14 protein-coding genes are annotated in these 16,685 nt (G+C 71.1%); 9 read left to right on the top strand and 5 right to left on the bottom strand.

Annotated elements, in window-relative coordinates; genetic code table 11:
- Nucleotides 1-76: 76 nt before the first annotated feature.
- The 3 genes from ACFWY5_RS26805 to ACFWY5_RS26795 are packed head-to-tail and all read right to left on the bottom strand — an operon-like array spanning nt 77 to nt 3,659.
- A complete protein-coding gene (locus ACFWY5_RS26805) occupies nt 77-1,465 on the bottom strand; it encodes a DUF1116 domain-containing protein (RefSeq protein ID WP_379635097.1) in 1,389 nt (462 codons plus the stop codon).
- The gene (locus ACFWY5_RS26800) at nt 1,462-2,769 is read right to left on the bottom strand and encodes an FdrA family protein (protein ID WP_379613704.1); all 1,308 of its coding nucleotides are present in this window, start codon (nt 2,767-2,769) and stop codon (nt 1,462-1,464) included. Before ACFWY5_RS26800 ends, ACFWY5_RS26805 begins: the two co-directional genes overlap by 4 nt.
- Entirely contained in the window at nt 2,766-3,659 is an 894-nt protein-coding gene (locus tag ACFWY5_RS26795) for a DUF2877 domain-containing protein (protein ID WP_379635095.1), read from the bottom strand. The genes ACFWY5_RS26800 and ACFWY5_RS26795 overlap by 4 nt, the downstream gene beginning before the upstream one ends.
- Nucleotides 3,660-3,789: 130 nt before the next feature.
- Between ACFWY5_RS26795 and ACFWY5_RS26790 the strand changes: the two genes are divergently transcribed.
- The 9 genes from ACFWY5_RS26790 to ACFWY5_RS26750 all read left to right on the top strand — a co-directional run bounded on the left by ACFWY5_RS26790 (nt 3,790) and on the right by ACFWY5_RS26750 (nt 13,912).
- A complete protein-coding gene (locus ACFWY5_RS26790) occupies nt 3,790-5,403 on the top strand; it encodes a PucR family transcriptional regulator (RefSeq protein WP_379635093.1) in 1,614 nt (537 codons plus the stop codon).
- Nucleotides 5,404-5,414: 11 nt separating this feature from the next.
- The gene (locus tag ACFWY5_RS26785; protein WP_379613698.1) at nt 5,415-5,624 is read left to right on the top strand and encodes an RNA-binding S4 domain-containing protein; all 210 of its coding nucleotides are present in this window, start codon (nt 5,415-5,417) and stop codon (nt 5,622-5,624) included.
- Between the two features lie 87 nt (nt 5,625-5,711).
- Nucleotides 5,712-7,019, top strand: a complete 1,308-nt coding sequence (locus tag ACFWY5_RS26780) for a uracil-xanthine permease family protein (protein WP_379635092.1) — start codon at nt 5,712-5,714, stop codon at nt 7,017-7,019.
- Between the two features lie 150 nt (nt 7,020-7,169).
- A complete protein-coding gene (locus ACFWY5_RS26775; protein ID WP_379635090.1) occupies nt 7,170-8,525 on the top strand; it encodes a uracil-xanthine permease family protein in 1,356 nt (451 codons plus the stop codon).
- Nucleotides 8,522-9,400, top strand: a complete 879-nt coding sequence (locus ACFWY5_RS26770) for an FAD binding domain-containing protein (RefSeq protein WP_379635089.1) — start codon at nt 8,522-8,524, stop codon at nt 9,398-9,400. The genes ACFWY5_RS26775 and ACFWY5_RS26770 overlap by 4 nt, the downstream gene beginning before the upstream one ends.
- Nucleotides 9,397-9,876, top strand: coding sequence for a (2Fe-2S)-binding protein (locus ACFWY5_RS26765; protein WP_379635087.1), 480 nt, complete (start codon nt 9,397-9,399; stop codon nt 9,874-9,876). The genes ACFWY5_RS26770 and ACFWY5_RS26765 overlap by 4 nt, the downstream gene beginning before the upstream one ends.
- Nucleotides 9,873-12,224, top strand: coding sequence for an aerobic carbon-monoxide dehydrogenase large subunit (cutA, locus tag ACFWY5_RS26760; RefSeq protein ID WP_379635085.1), 2,352 nt, complete (start codon nt 9,873-9,875; stop codon nt 12,222-12,224). The genes ACFWY5_RS26765 and cutA overlap by 4 nt, the downstream gene beginning before the upstream one ends.
- 322 nt (nt 12,225-12,546) lie before the next feature.
- A complete protein-coding gene (locus ACFWY5_RS26755; protein ID WP_379635083.1) occupies nt 12,547-13,293 on the top strand; it encodes a leucine-rich repeat domain-containing protein in 747 nt (248 codons plus the stop codon).
- Nucleotides 13,294-13,489: 196 nt separating this feature from the next.
- Entirely contained in the window at nt 13,490-13,912 is a 423-nt protein-coding gene (locus tag ACFWY5_RS26750) for a hypothetical protein (RefSeq protein WP_379613686.1), read from the top strand.
- Between the two features lie 62 nt (nt 13,913-13,974).
- Here the strand turns inward: ACFWY5_RS26750 and ACFWY5_RS26745 are convergent, their stop codons facing one another.
- The gene (locus tag ACFWY5_RS26745) at nt 13,975-15,183 is read right to left on the bottom strand and encodes a hypothetical protein (protein ID WP_379635081.1); all 1,209 of its coding nucleotides are present in this window, start codon (nt 15,181-15,183) and stop codon (nt 13,975-13,977) included.
- Nucleotides 15,180-16,640: a PQQ-dependent sugar dehydrogenase gene (locus tag ACFWY5_RS26740; RefSeq protein WP_379635080.1), complete on the bottom strand. Its 1,461-nt coding sequence runs from the start codon at nt 16,638-16,640 to the stop codon at nt 15,180-15,182. Before ACFWY5_RS26740 ends, ACFWY5_RS26745 begins: the two co-directional genes overlap by 4 nt.
- Nucleotides 16,641-16,685 lie beyond the last annotated feature (45 nt).

The raw sequence follows: 16,685 nt of genomic DNA, 5'->3' as shown, positions 1-16,685 counted from the left end.
GAACGGAAGTTGAACGCTGATATATCGTGCAAAAGTGCTGTCTGACCTGCACAAACGTGGTATTTGAATGGATCACTTACTGAATTGCGGCTCGCTTGGTCAATGCCGCCAGAGCTTTGGTGAACGCCTCGGCCGGAGGGCTCACCAGCCCCGCGCCGACCTGCCCCGTCCCCGCCACGCGGCCCGCGATCCCGGTGTTGACCACCGGCAGCACACCGGTCCTCGCCACGAGCGTGACGTCGATGCCCACCGGCGTCCCGCGGAACCCCAGACCCGGGATCTGGTAGGCGGGATGCTCGGCCAGCGTGATCTCGTACATGGACCGGGTGGCGGCCACCGCGTCCCCCACCTCGCCGCCGACGAAGCGCACGATCGCCGGGGCCGCCGCCATCGCGAAGCCGCCCAGCCCCGCCGTCTCGGTGATCGTCGAGTCGCCGATGTCCGGGTTGGCGTCGGCGGGGCCGTACGCGCCGAGGTAGAGGCCGTCGGGTACCCCAGCAGGACCCGTGAACCACCGCGAGCCCAGCCCCGAGACCTGCACCCCGAAGTCGGTGCCGTTGCGCGCCATCGCCACCACCAGCGACGAGCCGGGGATGTCGCGCGCCGCGTCCGTGCTCGCCTTGGCGGCGGCCATCCCCGCGTTGAGGAAGAAGTGGTCGTTGCCGCCGGCGAAGCGCAGCACCTCGGCCGCCGTGCCCGGGGCCGTCTCGACCAGGGCCGGGGCCAGCTCGCGCAGCAGCAGGGACGTGGCGGCGCGGTTGCGGTTGTGCAGCTCGTCGCCCATCTGCAGCGCCTGCGCGATCAGCGCGCCCAGGTCGATCGGCCCGCTCACCCGCAGCGCCGCCGCCAGCGCCGGGCCCAGCACCGCGTCCATCCAGCGCAGCCGGTCGAGCACCTCGGGCCCGTAGGCGCCGTAGCGCAGGACCTTGCCCAGGCCCTCGTTGAGCGAGCAGTACGCGGCGCCGCCGTGCTCCTCGTCGCGTACCTCGAACATCCACATCGACGGGCCGACCACGCCCGCCATCGGGCCGACCGCGCGGTGGTGGTGGCAGGGTTCGAGCGCGATCCGGCCGTCGGCCAGCAGCCCGGCGGCCTCGCGTTCGTCGGCCGCCCAGCCCTCCAGCAGCGTCGCGCCGATCAGGGCGCCGCGCATCGGCCCCGACGCCCGGTCCCAGGTGATGGGCGGTCCGGCGTGCAAGAACGTCCGCGCCGGGAGGTCGAGCGCCTCAGCGGCCCGCCGTACCCCGGCCAGGTGGGGGCGCGCGGTGGTCAGGCGGCGCACGGCCCGCTCGTTGGCGGCGGCGCGGCGCGGATCGGCCAGCACCCGCGTCAGCGCGTCAGCGGTGCCGGGCAGCGGCGGCCGCCACGCGACGGCGGTCCGCGGCACCGCCTGCGCGTCCAGGGCCTCGCCCAGAAGCTCGGCGCCGACCGTGATCACCCGTGGCGGGCCGGACAGAAGGCTCACAGCAGGCTCCTGGCGTGCCGGGCGGCTTGGGCGTTGGAGGTGAAGACGGCGGCGCCGGCCTCGCGGAAGGCGGCGGCCTGCCTGCGCAGGTCCTGCGGGTCGCCCTCGCTGCCGATCAGCGCCACGACGACCGTGGCGGGGCAGCGGGCGACCGCGTGCGCGTACGAGGCGGCGGGATCGGGGTCGGCCCCGTGGCCGAGCACGACGTCCATCAGCACCACGTCCCCCTCCGCGACCGCGGCCAGCGCCTCCAGCCGCAGCGTCGGGTCGATCATCGGGTGCGGCCGGCCGCGCGTGTAGGCGTCGTCGCCGTAGTCGACGAACTCGCCGGCCCCCGCCACGCCCTTGGCCTCGGCGCAGAGCGTCCCGCCCGAGTAGATGCCGCGCAGCGTGCCGGTGGCCGTCCTGCCCGCCCACGCGGGCCAGGCGGGCCACTCGGGCACGGCCCGCCCCAGTTCCTTGAGGACGCGCTCGGCCGTGGCCGTCAGATCCGCCGACGCCTCCACGAACCTCTTCGCCGGTACGGCCGGCCGTACCGCGGGCTGCTTGGACACCAGCACGATCAGCTCGGTGGCAGGATCCTCGTCCAGCATCGCGAGCGCCCGGTTGGCCGAGCGCCCGCCGACCTCCGGCGACAGGTCCCGCCCGCCGACGCCCAGCACGTGGCTGACGCCGACCCCGGCCAGGTCCAGCAGGCACGCCAGTTGCTGCGCGCCGGTGCCGGAGGCGGCCACGATGCCCACGGGACCGGGCCGCAGGACGTTGGCGAAGCCCAGGCCCACCCCGGCGATCACCGCGGTGCCGCAGTCGGGCCCCATGACCAGCACGCCCTTGTCCGCGGCCAGGTCCTTCAGCGCGATCTCCTGCTCCAGGGGCACGCCGTCGCTGAACACCATGACCGGCAATCCCGCCTCGACGGCGTCCACCGCCTCCGCGAACGCGTGCTCGCCCGGCACCGACACCAGCACCACCCCGGCCTCGGTACGGCGGGCGGCCGACCGGGTGGTGAGCGGCGGCTGGTCGCTGTCGGCGGCGGCGACGGGGGCGTGCGCGGACAGGAGCGCGTCGAGTTCGGCGTGGGCGGCCACCGCGCGCTCGCCCCTGACCGCGACCAGCAGGTCGGCCGGGTCGGCCGCGGGCAGCACGAAGCCCAGGTCGCGGGCCAGATCGAGGTTGAGCGGCGTGGCCATGGCGACCACGGCCACCTCCACGCCGTCGAGATCGGACAGGGTCTTGCTGATCCGCATCAGCGTGACGGAGTCGCGGTAGACGCCCTTGCGCAGGACCACCTCGTCCGTGCTCACCTGGCACCCGCCAGTGCGGGCGGCACCGGGTCGGCGGCCAGCGCGCGGACGGCCGCCAGCCCGATCCCGACGCCCTGGGCCAGATCGGCGCCCGAGGTGTGGCCCAGGCGGCACAGCCTGGACACGGCCGGTTCCAGAGCGCCGCGGCCGGTCAGCGCCCGCAGGACCCCGGTCACCTCCGGGCACGACTCGCCGCGCGCGGCGCAGTGCAGGAGCGTCGCGGACAGCGGCGTGGTCCTGGTGCCGGCGTCGTAGGTCACGGTCGCGGCCAGCCAGTCGGCCAGCCGGACCGCCCGCTCCACCCCGGCGGACCTCCCCAGGTGGCGCAGGGTCACCAGCAGCCCGGCCAGGACGTCGTCGCCGCTCGGGGTGAGTCCGGGGCCGAGGCCCATGAGCTGCTCGGCGGCGGTCACGACGCCGAGCAGCCAGCCGCGGGCGCAGGACTCGGCCAGCAGTTCGATCGCCTGGTGCCCGGCCAGGCCGGGTGCCGGGCGGGCCGGATCTGCCGGGCGGGCCGGATCAAGGGATACGGCCAGCCGTACCGGATCGACGGGGGCGAGCGGCGGGGCGGGGTCCCACCAGCGGCGGGCGCGCAGGCTGAGGCGGCCGAGCTCGATCGTGCCCTCGCCCACCGACGCGTCGTCACCCACTGTGACGTGCGGCAGATCGGCGGCGAGCAGGACCGAGTTGGGCAGGCGGGTCGCCTCGCCGGTGATGATCGCGATCACCGACGGTTCCAGATCGGTCCTGACCTCCAAGTAGATGCCGGCCGGGAAAGCGGCGAGCACGCGGGCGCGGCGTCGCGGCGACTCCAGGACCGGGCGCACGGCGGCGCTGGCCGCACCGGTCACGTGGGTGCGGGCACGCCTGGGATGTGTACTGACCGTCACCGGGCCTCCCTTCCGACCTTGGACCTGACCGTAGAACGGCCCCACGACACCCCGTACGGAGAAATTTGCCAACAGTGACGGAGAAGGTTGGCTCTTCCTGACAGACCGCTTCTGGGGTCACAATCACCACATGGAGCCCCCCGTTCGCCTGGCCAGCACGGGCACGATCATCCACGGCGTCTCCGTCGGGGAGGTGCTGGGCGTCTCGACCCTCGCCGACGCCCGCCTGATCGCCGGGGAGAGCGGGCTCGGCCGCATCGTCCAGCGCCTCAACGTCATGGAGGTGCCCGACATCCTGGCCTGGGTGAAGCCGCACGAACTGCTGCTCACCACCGGCTACCCGCTGCGCAACACGCCGCAGTCGCTCGGCCGGCTCGTCGCCGATCTCGACGAGCGCGGGCTGGCCGCGCTGGCCATCAAACTCGGGCGCTACGTGGACGAACTGCCCGGGGAGATGGTCGAGCAGGCCGACCGGCTGGGGTTCCCGCTGATCATCCTGCCGAACGACGTCGGCTTCGACGACATCCTCAACCAGGTGCTCACCGACATCCTCAACCGGCAGGCCGCCGTGCTCGCCCGCGCCGAGGAGGCGCACCGGGCGCTGGTGCAGGTCGTGCTGGCCGGCGGCGGGCTCAACGAGGTGACCGCAGAGGTGGCCGCGCTGCTCGACGTCGCCGTGGCCGCCGTCGACGGCAGCGGGCGGGTGCTCGCCGCCGCCGGACCCTCCGACCACGTGGCGGCCTTACGCGAGTCGATCGCGCGCGAAGGGCCGCCGGCTCCGGCGCCCGTCGACCTCCCCGGTACGGCCGGCCGTACCCTGGCCTCGGTCCCCGTGGTCGCCGGCGGACACCACCACGGCCGGATCATCGCCTACAGCCCGACCGGCGCGATCCGCGACAGCGACATCGGCATACTCGAACGCACCGCCACCGTCGCCGCCCTGGTCGTCACCCGGCAGGAGGCGGTCAACGCGGTCGAGAGCAAGTACCGCGCCGACTTCCTGCGCGACGTGCTCACCGGCCGGGCCGGCGGCGCCGAACGCATCAGCGCGCGGGCCCGCGCCTTCGGCTGGGACCTGGAGCGGCCCGTGACCGTCCTGGTGGCCGAGCTGGACCCCGACGGCGACGAGCGCAGCGCCCAGGACCGCATGGTCAACGGCTGGACCGCCGCCGTGCGCAGGCACGACCCGCGCGGCGCCGTCGCCGGCTTCTCCCACGAGGTCGTCGCGGTCGTGGACGCCGCCCTGGACGCCTCCCGCGTGGCCAAGGACGCCGCCGCGGCCCTGGCCGACGCCCTTCCCGCCACGTTCTCGACCGGGACCTCCCGCCGCTGCACCGCCCCCGCGACCCTGCCCGAGGCCTACTCCCAGGCGCTGAAGGCGGCCAGGGTCGGCCGCCAGCTCCACGGCCCCGGCGCGGTCGCCCAGTTCGACCAGCTCGGCGTGTACCGGCTGCTGTCGCTGGTCAACGACACCGACGAACTGCACGCCTTCGTCCGCGAGACCCTGGGCCCGCTGGCCGGCGACGACGACGCGGAGAACGGTGACCTGCGGCGTACCCTCCAGGTCCTGCTGGAGACGAACCTCAACGTCGCCGAGACCGCGCGCAGGCTGCACTTCCACTACAACACCCTGCGCTACCGCATCGGGAAGCTGGAGCGCATGCTCGGCAACTTCACCGAGGACCACCACCTGCGTCTCAACCTCACGCTGGCCCTGCACGTCCTGCGCATGCGGGGCATCTAAGCTGGGCCGTTGTGGACCTGGACTTCGAGCTGAACTCTGACTTCATCCCGCTGTGCGACCTGCTGAAATATTGCGGCGTCACCGAGACGGGCGGCATGGCCAAACACCTGATCGCGGAGGGGATGGTCTACGTCGACGGGGAGGTCGAGCTCCGCAAGACCCGCAAGATCCGCTCCGGCCAGGTGGTCGCCGGAGACGGCTTCACCATTCACGTGGCCTGACGACCACGCGTGTCACTCCTGCCTCTATTGTGCTCTCCGACATCAAAGAGGAGACATCTCCGCTGGTGAGAGGCGAGGGCAGGCAAGATGGCGTTCGGGTGGAAGCTGCACGGCGACGGGAAGCGGCTCGCGCCGGGTGAGGTGGTCAAGCCGGACGAGCGGCTCACCTGGCCCAGGATGATCGGGTTCGGCGCCCAGCACGTGATCGCCATGTTCGGCGCCACGTTCGTGTTCCCGCTGGTCATGGGGCTGGACGCGAACCTGGCCGTGATGATGTCCGGCGTCGCGACGATCCTGTTCCTGCTGATCGTGCAGGGGAAGGTGCCCAGCTACGTCGGCTCCAGCGCCTCGTTCGTGGGCGCGGTGGTCGCCATCAGGGCCGCGGGCGGCGACAGCGCCACGGTGACCGGGTCGCTGCTCGCGGTCGGGGTGGTGCTGGCGCTGGCGGGGCTGGCCATCCATCTGCTCGGGGTCCAGGTCATCCACCGGATCTTCCCGCCGGTCGTGACCGGGGGCGTGGTCATGCTGATCGGGTTCGGCATGGCGTACGTGGCGGCGGACGTCTACTGGCCCCAGGACCCCTGGGTCGCCCTGCTGACCATGGCGGCCTCGTTCGTGTTCATCGGGATCCTGCGCGGGTTCCTCGGCCGGATCGGGGTGCTGCTCGGCCTGGTGTTCGGGTTCATGCTGTCGTGGGCCTGGGACCTGATCGGCGGGCCGATCACCGCGCCCGGCGGCGACGGGAAGGTGAGCGAGCACCTGCGCGTCAACCTCGACGCCGTCGCCCAGGCCGACTGGATCGGGCTGCCCAAGCTGCACGGGCCGGTCTTCGAGGTCTCCGCCGTCCTGGTCTGCCTCCCGGTGGTGATCGCGCTCATCGCGGAGAACGTCGGCCACGTCAAGGCCGTCGGCGAGATGACCGGCGCGGACGTCGACAGGTACATGGGCCGGGCGGTCATGGCCGACGGCGTCGGCACCGTCGTCGCCACCTCCGTCGGCGGCTCGGCCACCACCACGTACGCCGAGAACATCGGCGTCATGGCCGCCACCCGCGTCTACTCCACCGCCGCCTACTACATCGCCGCGGTGATCGCGATCCTGTTCGGCCTGTGCCCGAAGTTCGGCGCGCTGATCGCCGCCACGCCCGGCGGCGTGCTGGGCGGCGTCACCACGATCCTCTACGGCATGATCGGCCTGCTCGGAGCCAAGATCTGGATCGAGAACAAGGTGAACCTGGCAGAGCCGGCCAACATGGTCCCGGTCGGCGCCGGGATCATCTGCGCGATCGGCCCGGTCGCCTTCCCGATCACCTCGACCTTCTCGCTCGGCGGCATCACGCTCGGCACGATCGTCCTTCTGGTGGGATATCACGTGCTCAGGGCGGTGCGCCGGTAAGGGCGCCTCTGGTCATCGGCCCAGCTTTGGCAGATCATGACGGTGTAGGACAGTGACATCGGGCCTAATGTGCCCGACAAGCGAGGAACCGCCGCGGAGGAGCCTGCGGGGCGGCCACCGAACCGACGGCCCGGTAGAAAAGGGGCTCTCATGGTTTTGGGTTGGACCAAACACGGCGACGGAAAACACCTGGCTCCCGGCGAGGTCGTCAGGCCCGACGAGCGCCTGACCTGGCCGAGAATGGTCGGGTTCGGCGCCCAGCACGTGATCGCGATGTTCGGCGCGACCTTCGTCTTCCCACTCGTGATGGGCCTGGATCCGAACGTGGCCATCATGATGTCCGGGATCGCCACGATCCTCTTCCTGCTGATCGTGAAGGGGAAGGTGCCCAGCTACCTGGGCACCAGCGCCTCCTTCGTCGGCGGCGTGATCGCCATCAGGGCGCTCATGGGCGGCGACACCCCGGCGGCCGACGCCATCGTCACCGGCGCGATCCTGGTGGCGGGGATCGTGCTGGCCCTCGCGGGGCTGGCCATCCACTTCCTCGGCGTCCAGGTCATCCACCGGATCTTCCCGCCGGTGGTGACCGGCGCGGTCGTCATGCTCATCGGGTTCGGGCTGGCGTTCGTCGTGGCCGACGTCTACTGGCCGCAGGACCAGTGGATGGCCCTGATCACGATGGTGATCACGTTCGTGGTGATCGTGGCGTTCAAGGGGTTCATCGGCCGGATCGGCATCCTGGTCGGCCTGGTCGCCGGATTCCTGCTGTCGTGGGGCTTCGACAAGGTCTTCGGGAACATCACCGCGTTCAACGCCGCCACCGGCAAGATCGACACGCACCCGCGGGTCAACCTCTCCTCCGTCGCCCAGGCCGACTGGATCGGGCTGCCGAGCTTCCACGGGCCCGACATCAGGTTCGGCGCGGTCCTGCTCGTCCTGCCCGCCGTCATCGCGCTGATCGCGGAGAACATCGGCCACGTCAAGGCCGTCGGCGAGATGACCAAGACCGACGTCGACCCGTACGTGGGCCGCGCCGTCGCCGCCGACGGCATCGGCACCGTCGTGACCAGCGCCGTGGGCGGCTCGCCCACCACCACCTACGCCGAGAACATCGGCGTCATGGCCGCCACCCGCGTCTACTCCACCGCCGCCTACTACATCGCCGGCGTCATCGCGATCCTGTTCGGCCTGTGCCCGAAGTTCGGCGCCCTGGTCGCCGCCACGCCGGGCGGCGTGCTGGGCGGGGTCACGGTCATCCTCTATGGGATGATCGGCCTGCTCGGAGCCAAGATCTGGGTGGAGAACAGAGTGGACTTCGCCGACCCCGTGAACATGGTGCCCATCGGTGCCGGCATCATCCTGGCGATCGGCCCGGTGGAGCAGATCATCACCGAGGAGTTCCGGCTGCAGGGCATCGCGTTCGGCACCATCGTCGTGGTCGGCGGCTACCACCTGCTGAGATGGATCGCCGGCCGGCCCGCCGAGATCAGGGAGACCGCCGGGTGAAGCCCGCCCCGTTCGAGTACCACGCGCCCCGCGAGGTGGAGGCGGCCCTCGACGCCCTGGCCGAGGCCGGGGCCGAGGGCAAGGTGCTCGCCGGCGGCCAGAGCCTGATCCCCATGCTCAACATGCGCCTGGCCGCCCCGGCGCACCTCGTCGACATCAACCGGGTCGGCGCGCTGGCCGCCGTCGAGACCTCCGCGCGCGGGGTGCGGGTGGGCGCGCTGGCCAGGCACGCGCAGATCCACCGCTCCGGGCCGGTCGCCGCGGTCCAGCCGCTGCTGCGGCAGGCCCTCGGGCTGGTCGCGCACCCCGCCATCCGCAGCCGTGGCACCGTCGTGGGCAGCCTCGTGCACGCCGACCCGGCCGCGGAACTGCCCGCCGTCCTCGCGCTTCTGGAAGGTTCGGTACGGCTGGCCGCCCGCGGCGCCGAGCGCGAGGTGGCGGCGCGGGACTTCTTCACCGGCCCGATGGAGTCCGCGATCCGGCCCGGCGAACTGGCCGTGTCCGCGTTCTTCCCGGCCCTGGGCGAGCGCTCCGGCACCGCCTTCGTGGAGATGGCCCGCAGGCACGGCGACTACGCGCTGGCCGGGGTGTGCGCGCTGGTCGTCCTGGACGAGGATCTGCGGGTGTCGGTGGCACGGGTGGCGTGCATCGGGGTCGGCCCGGTGCCGCTCGTGGTGGACGTGGCCCAGGACGGCGGGCACGGCGCCGACTGGGCTTCCGCGGCGCGGGCCGTACAGGAAAGGGCTGAACCGGAGGCGGACATCCACGCGACGGCCGAGTACCGGCGGCACCTGCTGGGGGTTCTGGCCGAGCGGGCGCTGCGCTCGGCCGCCCGCACCGCGGGCAGTGACGACGGCGAGAGGGAGAGCGGTTGAGCGGGCACGAGATCACGCTCGTCGTGAACGGGGTGGCGCGGCGGGTGAGCGTTCCGGCGCGGCGGCTGCTGTCGGACTGCCTGCGCCACGACCTCGGGCTGACCGGGACGCACGTCGGGTGCGAGCACGGCGTCTGCGGGTGCTGCACGGTGCTGCTGGACGGGGAGCCGGTGCGGTCCTGCCTGACGTTCGCGGTCACGGTGGACGGGCAGGAGATCACGACGGTCGAGGGGCTGGCCGGGCCGGACGGGATGTCGGCGGTGCAGCGGGCGTTCGCGGAGTGCCATGGGCTGCAGTGCGGGTTCTGCACGCCCGGGTTCCTGTGCACGGTGACGGCGCTGCTCAGGGAGAACCCGGCCCCGACCGAGGAGGAAGTGCTCGAAGGGGTGTCGGGCAACCTGTGCCGGTGCACCGGGTACCAGAACATCGTCAAAGCCGTGCACAGGGCGGCGGAGCTGATGACGGAGGAGTCGTGAGCACGCGGTTGTTCGGCGAGCCGGTTCAGCGGGTGGAGGACGAGCGCCTGCTGACCGGTCAGGGACGCTACCTGGACGATCTGGGGCGCGAGGCGCTGGCCGCCGCGTTCGTCCGCTCGCCGCACGCGCACGCCCGCATCCGCGACATCGACGTCACCGCGGTCCTCGACGTCGAGGGCCTGGTCGCCATCTACACCTGGGAGGACCTGCCACCCGGGGTGGCCGAGCCCCTGCCCCTGCTCATCCCGCACCCGGCCCTCACCCACGGCCGCACCGCCCACCCCCTGGCCAGGGAGACCGTCCGGCACGTCGGCGAGCCCGTCGTCATGGTCGTGGCCGCCGACCGCTACCTGGCCGAGGACGTCTGCGCGCTGATCGAGGTCGACTACGAGCCGCTCAAGCCGGTCGTCGGCCTGGAGGAGGCGGCGCAGGGATCGCGGCTCGTCCACGAGGACGTGCCCGCCAACCTGGGCGCCCACCTCGTCCAGGAGGTCGCCTCGACCGGCGGCGCGAGTGCCAGGGAGTGCATCGAGACCTCGCCGCACACGCTCGCGTTCCGCCTGGACATCGAGCGCAGCGCCAGCATGCCGCTGGAGGGCCGCGGCGTGTACGCCCGCTGGGACGGCCGCGACCTGCGCGTCTACTCCAGCACCCAGACCTCCACCAGCGTCCGCATGGCGATCGCCGCGAAGCTCGGGCTGCCGCTGCCCCACGTCGAGGTGATCGCGCCCGACGTGGGCGGCGGGTTCGGCGTCAAGATCGTGCACCCGTGGCCGGAGGAGGTGCTGGTGCCGTGGGCGGCCATGACGCTGGGGCGCGAGGTCAAATGGGCCGAGGACCGGCGCGAGCACTTCGTCGCCAGCGCGCATGAGCGGGCGCAGGTGCAGTACGTACGGGTCGGGTTCGACGACGCCGGGCGGGTGCTGGGGCTGGAGGTGACGATCCTGCACGACCACGGCGCCTACACGCCTTACGGGATCATCGTGCCGATCGTCACGTCCACGCAGTTGCTCGGGCCGTACAAGATCGGGTCGTACCGGGTGGAGTTCAGCTCCATCTACACCAATACCGTGCAGGTCACGCCGTACCGGGGCGCGGGGCGGCCGCAGGCCGTCTTCTGCATGGAACGGACGATGGACAAGATCGCCCAGCATCTCGGCGTGGACCGGGCCGACGTGCGCGCCGCCAACTTCATCGGGCCGTCGGAGTTTCCCTACGACCAGCGCATGACCTTTCAGGACGGGCGGCCGCTCGTCTACGACAGCGGGAACTATCCCGAGATGCTGCGCATGATCAAGGAGCTGATCGGGTGGGACTCCTTCGAGCGTTCGCCGAACCGGGGGATCGGGCTCGCCTGTTACGTCGAAGGCACTGGCGTGGGGCCGTACGAGGGCGGGCATGTGCAGATCACCTCGGACGGGCGGGTGCACGTCTCCACCGGGCTGACCTCACAGGGGCAGGGGCACGAGACCGTGTTCGCGCAGATCGCGGCCAGCGAGCTGGGGGTGCCGCTCTCGCGGGTCTCCGTCGTGACCGGGGACACGCGCCGGTTCGGGTACGCCGTGGGCACCTTCGCCTCCCGGGCCGCCGTGGTCAGCGGCAATGCCATCGCTCTGGCCTGCAGGAAGGTGCGGGAGAAGGCGTTGCGGATCGCGGCGGAGGCGCTGGAGGCCGATCCGGCAGACCTTGACATCGCCGATGGGCTGGTGCACGTGGTCGGCTCGCCGTCCGCGTCTATTCCGCTGTCCACCGTGGCGGTGCTGTCCAATCCGCTGCGGTACTCCTTTGACGCCGAGACCGCGAAGGCCACGCAGTTCTCCACCGCTACTCCTACGGATCGGCCGCCTGTGGCCGATGGGGAGGAGCCTGGGCTGGAGGGGCGGGGGTTCTATTCGCCCATCCGGTCCACCTTCGCCGCCGGGATGCACGCGGCGATCGTGGAGACCGATCCTGACACCGCGGAGATTCGGATCTTGCGGTATGCGGTGGTGCATGACTGCGGGCGGCTGGTCAATCCGATGATCGTTGAGGGGCAGGTGCATGGTGGGGTGGCTCAGGGGATCGGGGGTGCGCTTTATGAGCGGATGGCTTATGACGCGGACGGGCAGCTGCTCAACGCCTCGTTCATGGACTTTCTGATGCCTTATGCGAGTGAGATTCCACGGATCGAGACGGCACATCTGGAGACGCCTTCGCCGTTGAACCCCCTGGGGATCAAGGGGGCGGGGGAGGCTGGGGTGATTCCGGTGTCGGCGGTGATCGCTTCGGCTGTGGAGGATGCTGAGGGGTTCGACATCGATCGGATGCCTATCTCGCCGTCTGACCTTTACCATTTGCGGGCACGCTAGGTTCGCGCTTCTTGCGCCGTTTGCCCCTGCTTGGGCGGCCGCTTTCCAGGCCGTAAGGCCCCTAACTCGGCGGCCGCTTCTTGGGTTGTTAGCCCCTGCTCGGCCGTCCGGTTCGAGGCCGATAGGCTCCTGCGGCATGCGTGTTGATCTCGCCTGGCGTGGGCTGACTTCTGTGCCGGATCCTTCCGGGGCTTCTGTGTTGTTGCTGGATGGTAACCGGTTGGCGGACGTTCCGGATTTTTCGGGATATAGCGGGTTGCGGGAGTTGCATCTTGACGGGAATTTGCTGACTCGGGTGCCTTGTTGCCCGCCGTACCTTGAAGTGCTTTTCCTGTACGGCAACGCCATCACCGCCCTCCCCGAAAGGCTGCCCGGCGGCCTCAGGCACCTGGCGGTCGGCGGGAACCGGCTCACCTCCGTCCCCGACACGCTGTGGGAGCTGACCGGCCTGGAGACGCTCAACCTGGCCGAGAACGCGCTCACCGAGATCTCCCCGGCGATCGGCGGGCTACGCTCGCTGCGCATGCTCGACCTCGGTCACAACCAGCTCGCCACCGTCCCCGCCACGATCGGCGACCTCCCCCTGACCGACTACCTGTACCTCAGCGACAACGGCCTCACCCAGGTACCGGCGGCACTGGGCAGGCTGGACCGCCTCGCGTACCTCAACCTGACCGACAACCGCCTGGAGTCGCTGCCCGCCTCCCTCGGGGACATGGCCGGGCTGGTGGAGCTGCGCCTGTACAACAACCGGCTGGAAACCCTGCCCGCCTCGCTCGCCCGCCTGGGCAGGTTGCGAGAACTGCACCTTCGCGGGAACCGGCTGCGCGAACTGCCCCCTCTGCCACCGGGGCTGATCCATCTCGACCTGCGGGACAACCTGCTGTCCCGGGTGCCCGCTCTGCCCTCCGGACTGGTCGAACTCGACCTGCGCAACAACCGCCTGCGTACCCTGCCCGATGAGCTGCCACTGGGGCTGCGGAAACTGGACCTGCGCTGGAACAAGCTGGAAGGCGACCCCCCGGTACTCGACCGCCTCCGGTCATCCGGATGCACAGTGCTCCGCTAATCCCTCCCACGCTCTACGGCCCCAAGCCCCGCGCACCCTTCGCGCTCCTGCACCCCCGCTCGCGCCCTCGCGCCCCGCACTCGGGCGCCCGCGCTGCCTCGCCCCGCGTCTTGTGGGCCCTGCGCCTTGAGGTTGGTCTGGTGGTCTCGGTGATCTTGGGGTGAACTCTTGGGTCAGGGGGTGCGTATCTTCGCGCATGACGACATTTACGCGGCTGACCATCTGCGGGATCGCCGTCGCGCTGGCCGCGGCCTGCTCGCCGGGTGATGGGTCCGGGGGCGGTTACGTGGCCGCCGCCCAGAACCCGCAGCCCGTGGCGCTCACCGTCGAGGAGCTCGCCGCCAAGGTCGACTGCCGGCCGAAGATCCAGATCGATGCCACCGAACTCCGGCAGGGCCACTGCAAGACGGGTGACGGCGAGTTCTTCCTCACGACGTTCGCCACCCAGGCGGGCAAGGACGCCTGGATGGACACCGCGCCCGAGTACAACCCGCACCTGGTCGGTCACCTGTGGACCGCGCTGTCCACCCGCAAGGTGCTCGACCGGATCAGGAAGCGGCTCGGCGGTGACCTCCATCTCAAGGATCACCGCACGCAGACGCCCACGCCGTCCTCCTGACCGGTCTGTCGCCCTCACGGACGACCGCCGGGCCGGTGTGGCGGCACCGGTCCGGCGGTGGCTCACCAGTGCCGGGCGACCAGAAGGTACTGGGCCAGCACCTGGCCCGGGGTGGCGATCCGGTCAAGGAACATGAGGCTGTCCATCCGGCAGTTGCAGGGGTTGCCTTCGCGGTTGTTCTGCGGGTAGCTGCCTCCGATCTTGATGCCGCGCGGGTCGGTGGGTGAGGCGAGGTCGGGTTCGGGCGGGCCGTCGATCGTCCACGGGTCGCCGGTCAGCGTGTAGAAGCCGGAGAGCGGGCGGCCGTTCTTGTACAGGCGCATGGTCGCGGTGTCGTAGTCGAACGTGGCCGCCAGGAACACCCACTCGCCCGGCGGCAGAATCTCCTGCCATGGCCGGTCTGCCGCGAATGTCTGCGAGCTGCTGCCGTCCACGCGCCGCCCGAGCGCCACGACCCGCATCTCGCCGTTGACCGTGATCAGCTCCAGCAGGGCGCGTACGTCGTGCCCCTGCGAGTTGCCGCTCAGCACCCCGGCCAGGCCGATCGCGCCGTAGAAGTCGTCCGGATTGGCGGAGTTGGAGTTCGGGCTGGGGTTCTGGCCGGTCATCTTGAACCAGCCCATGATGGTGGCGCCCCGGACGGCGTTGAAGGCGTTCAGCGTGGGCACGCCGGTGGGGGAGTAGACGCCCGCCTTCCAGTCGTCGCTGCTCGCCGTCGTGGGGCTGACCTGCCGCACCTGCACCGAGGTACGGCTGCCGCGGTGCGCGCCGTCCCGCACCCGCATGCCGGCTCCGCCGTTGACCAGGGTGATGCCGGTGCCGGAACGTCCCCGGTCCTGTTCGATGGCCGGGTTGGCGGGGTCGGGGTGCTCGAAGTCGTAGTGGGCCACCAGGTTGCGCCGCAGGCTGGGCAGCACGGTGGGCCACCCCCATCCCTTCCCGGTTGCCTCTGCCCGCGCCGCCTCGACCTCGGTTCTGGCCGCTTCGACCTCATCCGTGACCGGCGCCGGCTCGGCCTCGGGGCTGCCCGCCGCCTCCCGCGTGCCCGTCCCGGTCCCGGAGACTGCCTCGGTCGCCGGAACCGCCGCGGGCGCTGCCAGGCTTCCCGCCGCACCGGACGACGCTGTGGCGGAAGCGGCGCCGGAGGGCGCTGTGGCTGTGGCTGTAGCCGTACCGGACGACGCTGTGGCGGTAGCCGTACCGGCGAGAGGGGTGGTCAGGGCGGCGGTGAGGAGGAGGGCCGTGAGGGCGGACAGATGCCGAAATCTCATGACGGGAACTCCCAGCGCGCGCCCGTGACCTTCCAGATCTTGCCGTTCGCCTTGGACAGCACGTACAGCTCGCCGTGGCCGTCGCGGCCGAAGCGCAGGTCGACGCGGTTGCTGCCGGCCAGGTTCTTCATCGTCACCAGCTGGCCGGTGGCGGCGTCGCGGAGCTTGGGCTCGTACATGACCGCGCGGTCCTTCCCCCGGCGCATCTTCGAGGCGTGGGTGAACCAGATCCGCCCGTCCACGATGTCACCGAACACGTACTTTCCGTACAGGAACGGCAGTCGCCAGCCGCGGTAGACCATCCCGCCGACCACCGCGTGCCCGCTGTCGGCCGTGCAGGAGTGGCCGGGCGGCGGGTCGTGGTCGTATGCGGCGACCGGGTAGGTATAGCCGTATTGGGCGTCGTCCGCGGGCAAGGTGTACAGGTTGCAGCGGTCTTCCCTCTTGAAGACGAATGACCCTTCGCGCACGCTCCAGCCAAAGTTGTCACCCGCGCGCACGTCGTAGATCGCCTCGATCTCGTGCTCGCCGATGTGGCCGAGGAACAGGCGGTTCGATCCGGCCGGGTCCCAGGAGAAGCGGTGCGGGTCGCGCATGCCGTACGCGTAGATCTCGCCGAGCGCGCCCGGCCGGGTAACGAATGGGTTGCCGGCTGGGATGCCGTATTTGCCGTTCGCGCTGTTCGTACCGGTGGGGTCGATGCGTAGGATCTTGCCCTGCGGTATGCCCAGATCCTGTGGGTTCGTGGTGGTCACGCCGCGTCCGCCGTCGCCGGCGGCCACGTACAGCAGGCCGTAGTCGGGGTCGCGGCGGCCGGCCGTGGGGTTGAAGTCGATCTGCTGGATGCCGTGGATGTTGCTGCCGAACCCGAGGCGCAGGATCTCGCGGCGGGTGCCCTGGAAGGTGCCGGCCTTGGGGTCGGTGGCCGTCCACTCGTCGATGACGCCGTGGACGATCGAGTTCGGCTGCGGGGTCAGGTCGGGCGTCTTCGTGGTGAGCGCCGCGCCGGCCTCGGTGTGGACGGTGTAGAACTTCCCGTTCCTCGCGAACTCCGGATGGAACGCCACGAACCCAAACCCACTCCCCAGCCCGCGGCCCGAGATGAAGTCCGGGGCGAACGTCGCGCCGACGTCCAGGTACTCCTGCCACGTGCCCTTGTCGCGCAGGTACAGCTTGCCGTTGAGATCGTTGACGAACATCCGGCCGGAACGGTCGGGCACCTGGCCTAAGTAGTTGATCCGCGCCCACCTGACCAGGCGCTGGTCGGTCGGGGTCGGCACCGGCTCCGTCTTCGGGAACTGCGCGAACTCCTCCAGCGTCAGGGTCAGCGCCGACGGGGTCGGCTTCTCGGGGATCGGGTCGTCGATGGGCATATCGGGCTCCGCCACCGCCGGAGTCGTCGCCAGGACGGTCACGAGCAGCGCGGCGGCCAAGGTTCGGAGGGGTTTCACGGTCATGGCATCACCAGAGGGGGTCGAGGGTGGGCTTCTGGGCGCTTGAGA

The organism is Nonomuraea sp. NPDC059007 (assembly GCF_042740555.1).
In the GTDB taxonomy this organism is placed as follows: domain Bacteria; phylum Actinomycetota; class Actinomycetes; order Streptosporangiales; family Streptosporangiaceae; genus Nonomuraea.
The sequence above is the reverse complement of the archived record's forward strand: the minus strand, read 5'-3'. Positions and strand labels throughout refer to the sequence as shown.

Excerpts from the sequence above, each read along its gene's own strand:
- ACFWY5_RS26790 (WP_379635093.1), top strand. The coding sequence starts at position 3,790 with ATGGAGCCCCCCGTTCGCCTGGCCAGCACGGGCACGATCATCCACGGC.
- ACFWY5_RS26780 (WP_379635092.1), top strand. The coding sequence starts at position 5,712 with ATGGCGTTCGGGTGGAAGCTGCACGGCGACGGGAAGCGGCTCGCGCCG.
- ACFWY5_RS26775 (WP_379635090.1), top strand. The coding sequence starts at position 7,170 with ATGGTTTTGGGTTGGACCAAACACGGCGACGGAAAACACCTGGCTCCC.
- ACFWY5_RS26750 (WP_379613686.1), top strand. The coding sequence starts at position 13,490 with ATGACGACATTTACGCGGCTGACCATCTGCGGGATCGCCGTCGCGCTG.
- ACFWY5_RS26745 (WP_379635081.1), bottom strand. The coding sequence starts at position 15,183 with ATGAGATTTCGGCATCTGTCCGCCCTCACGGCCCTCCTCCTCACCGCC.
- ACFWY5_RS26740 (WP_379635080.1), bottom strand. The coding sequence starts at position 16,640 with ATGACCGTGAAACCCCTCCGAACCTTGGCCGCCGCGCTGCTCGTGACC.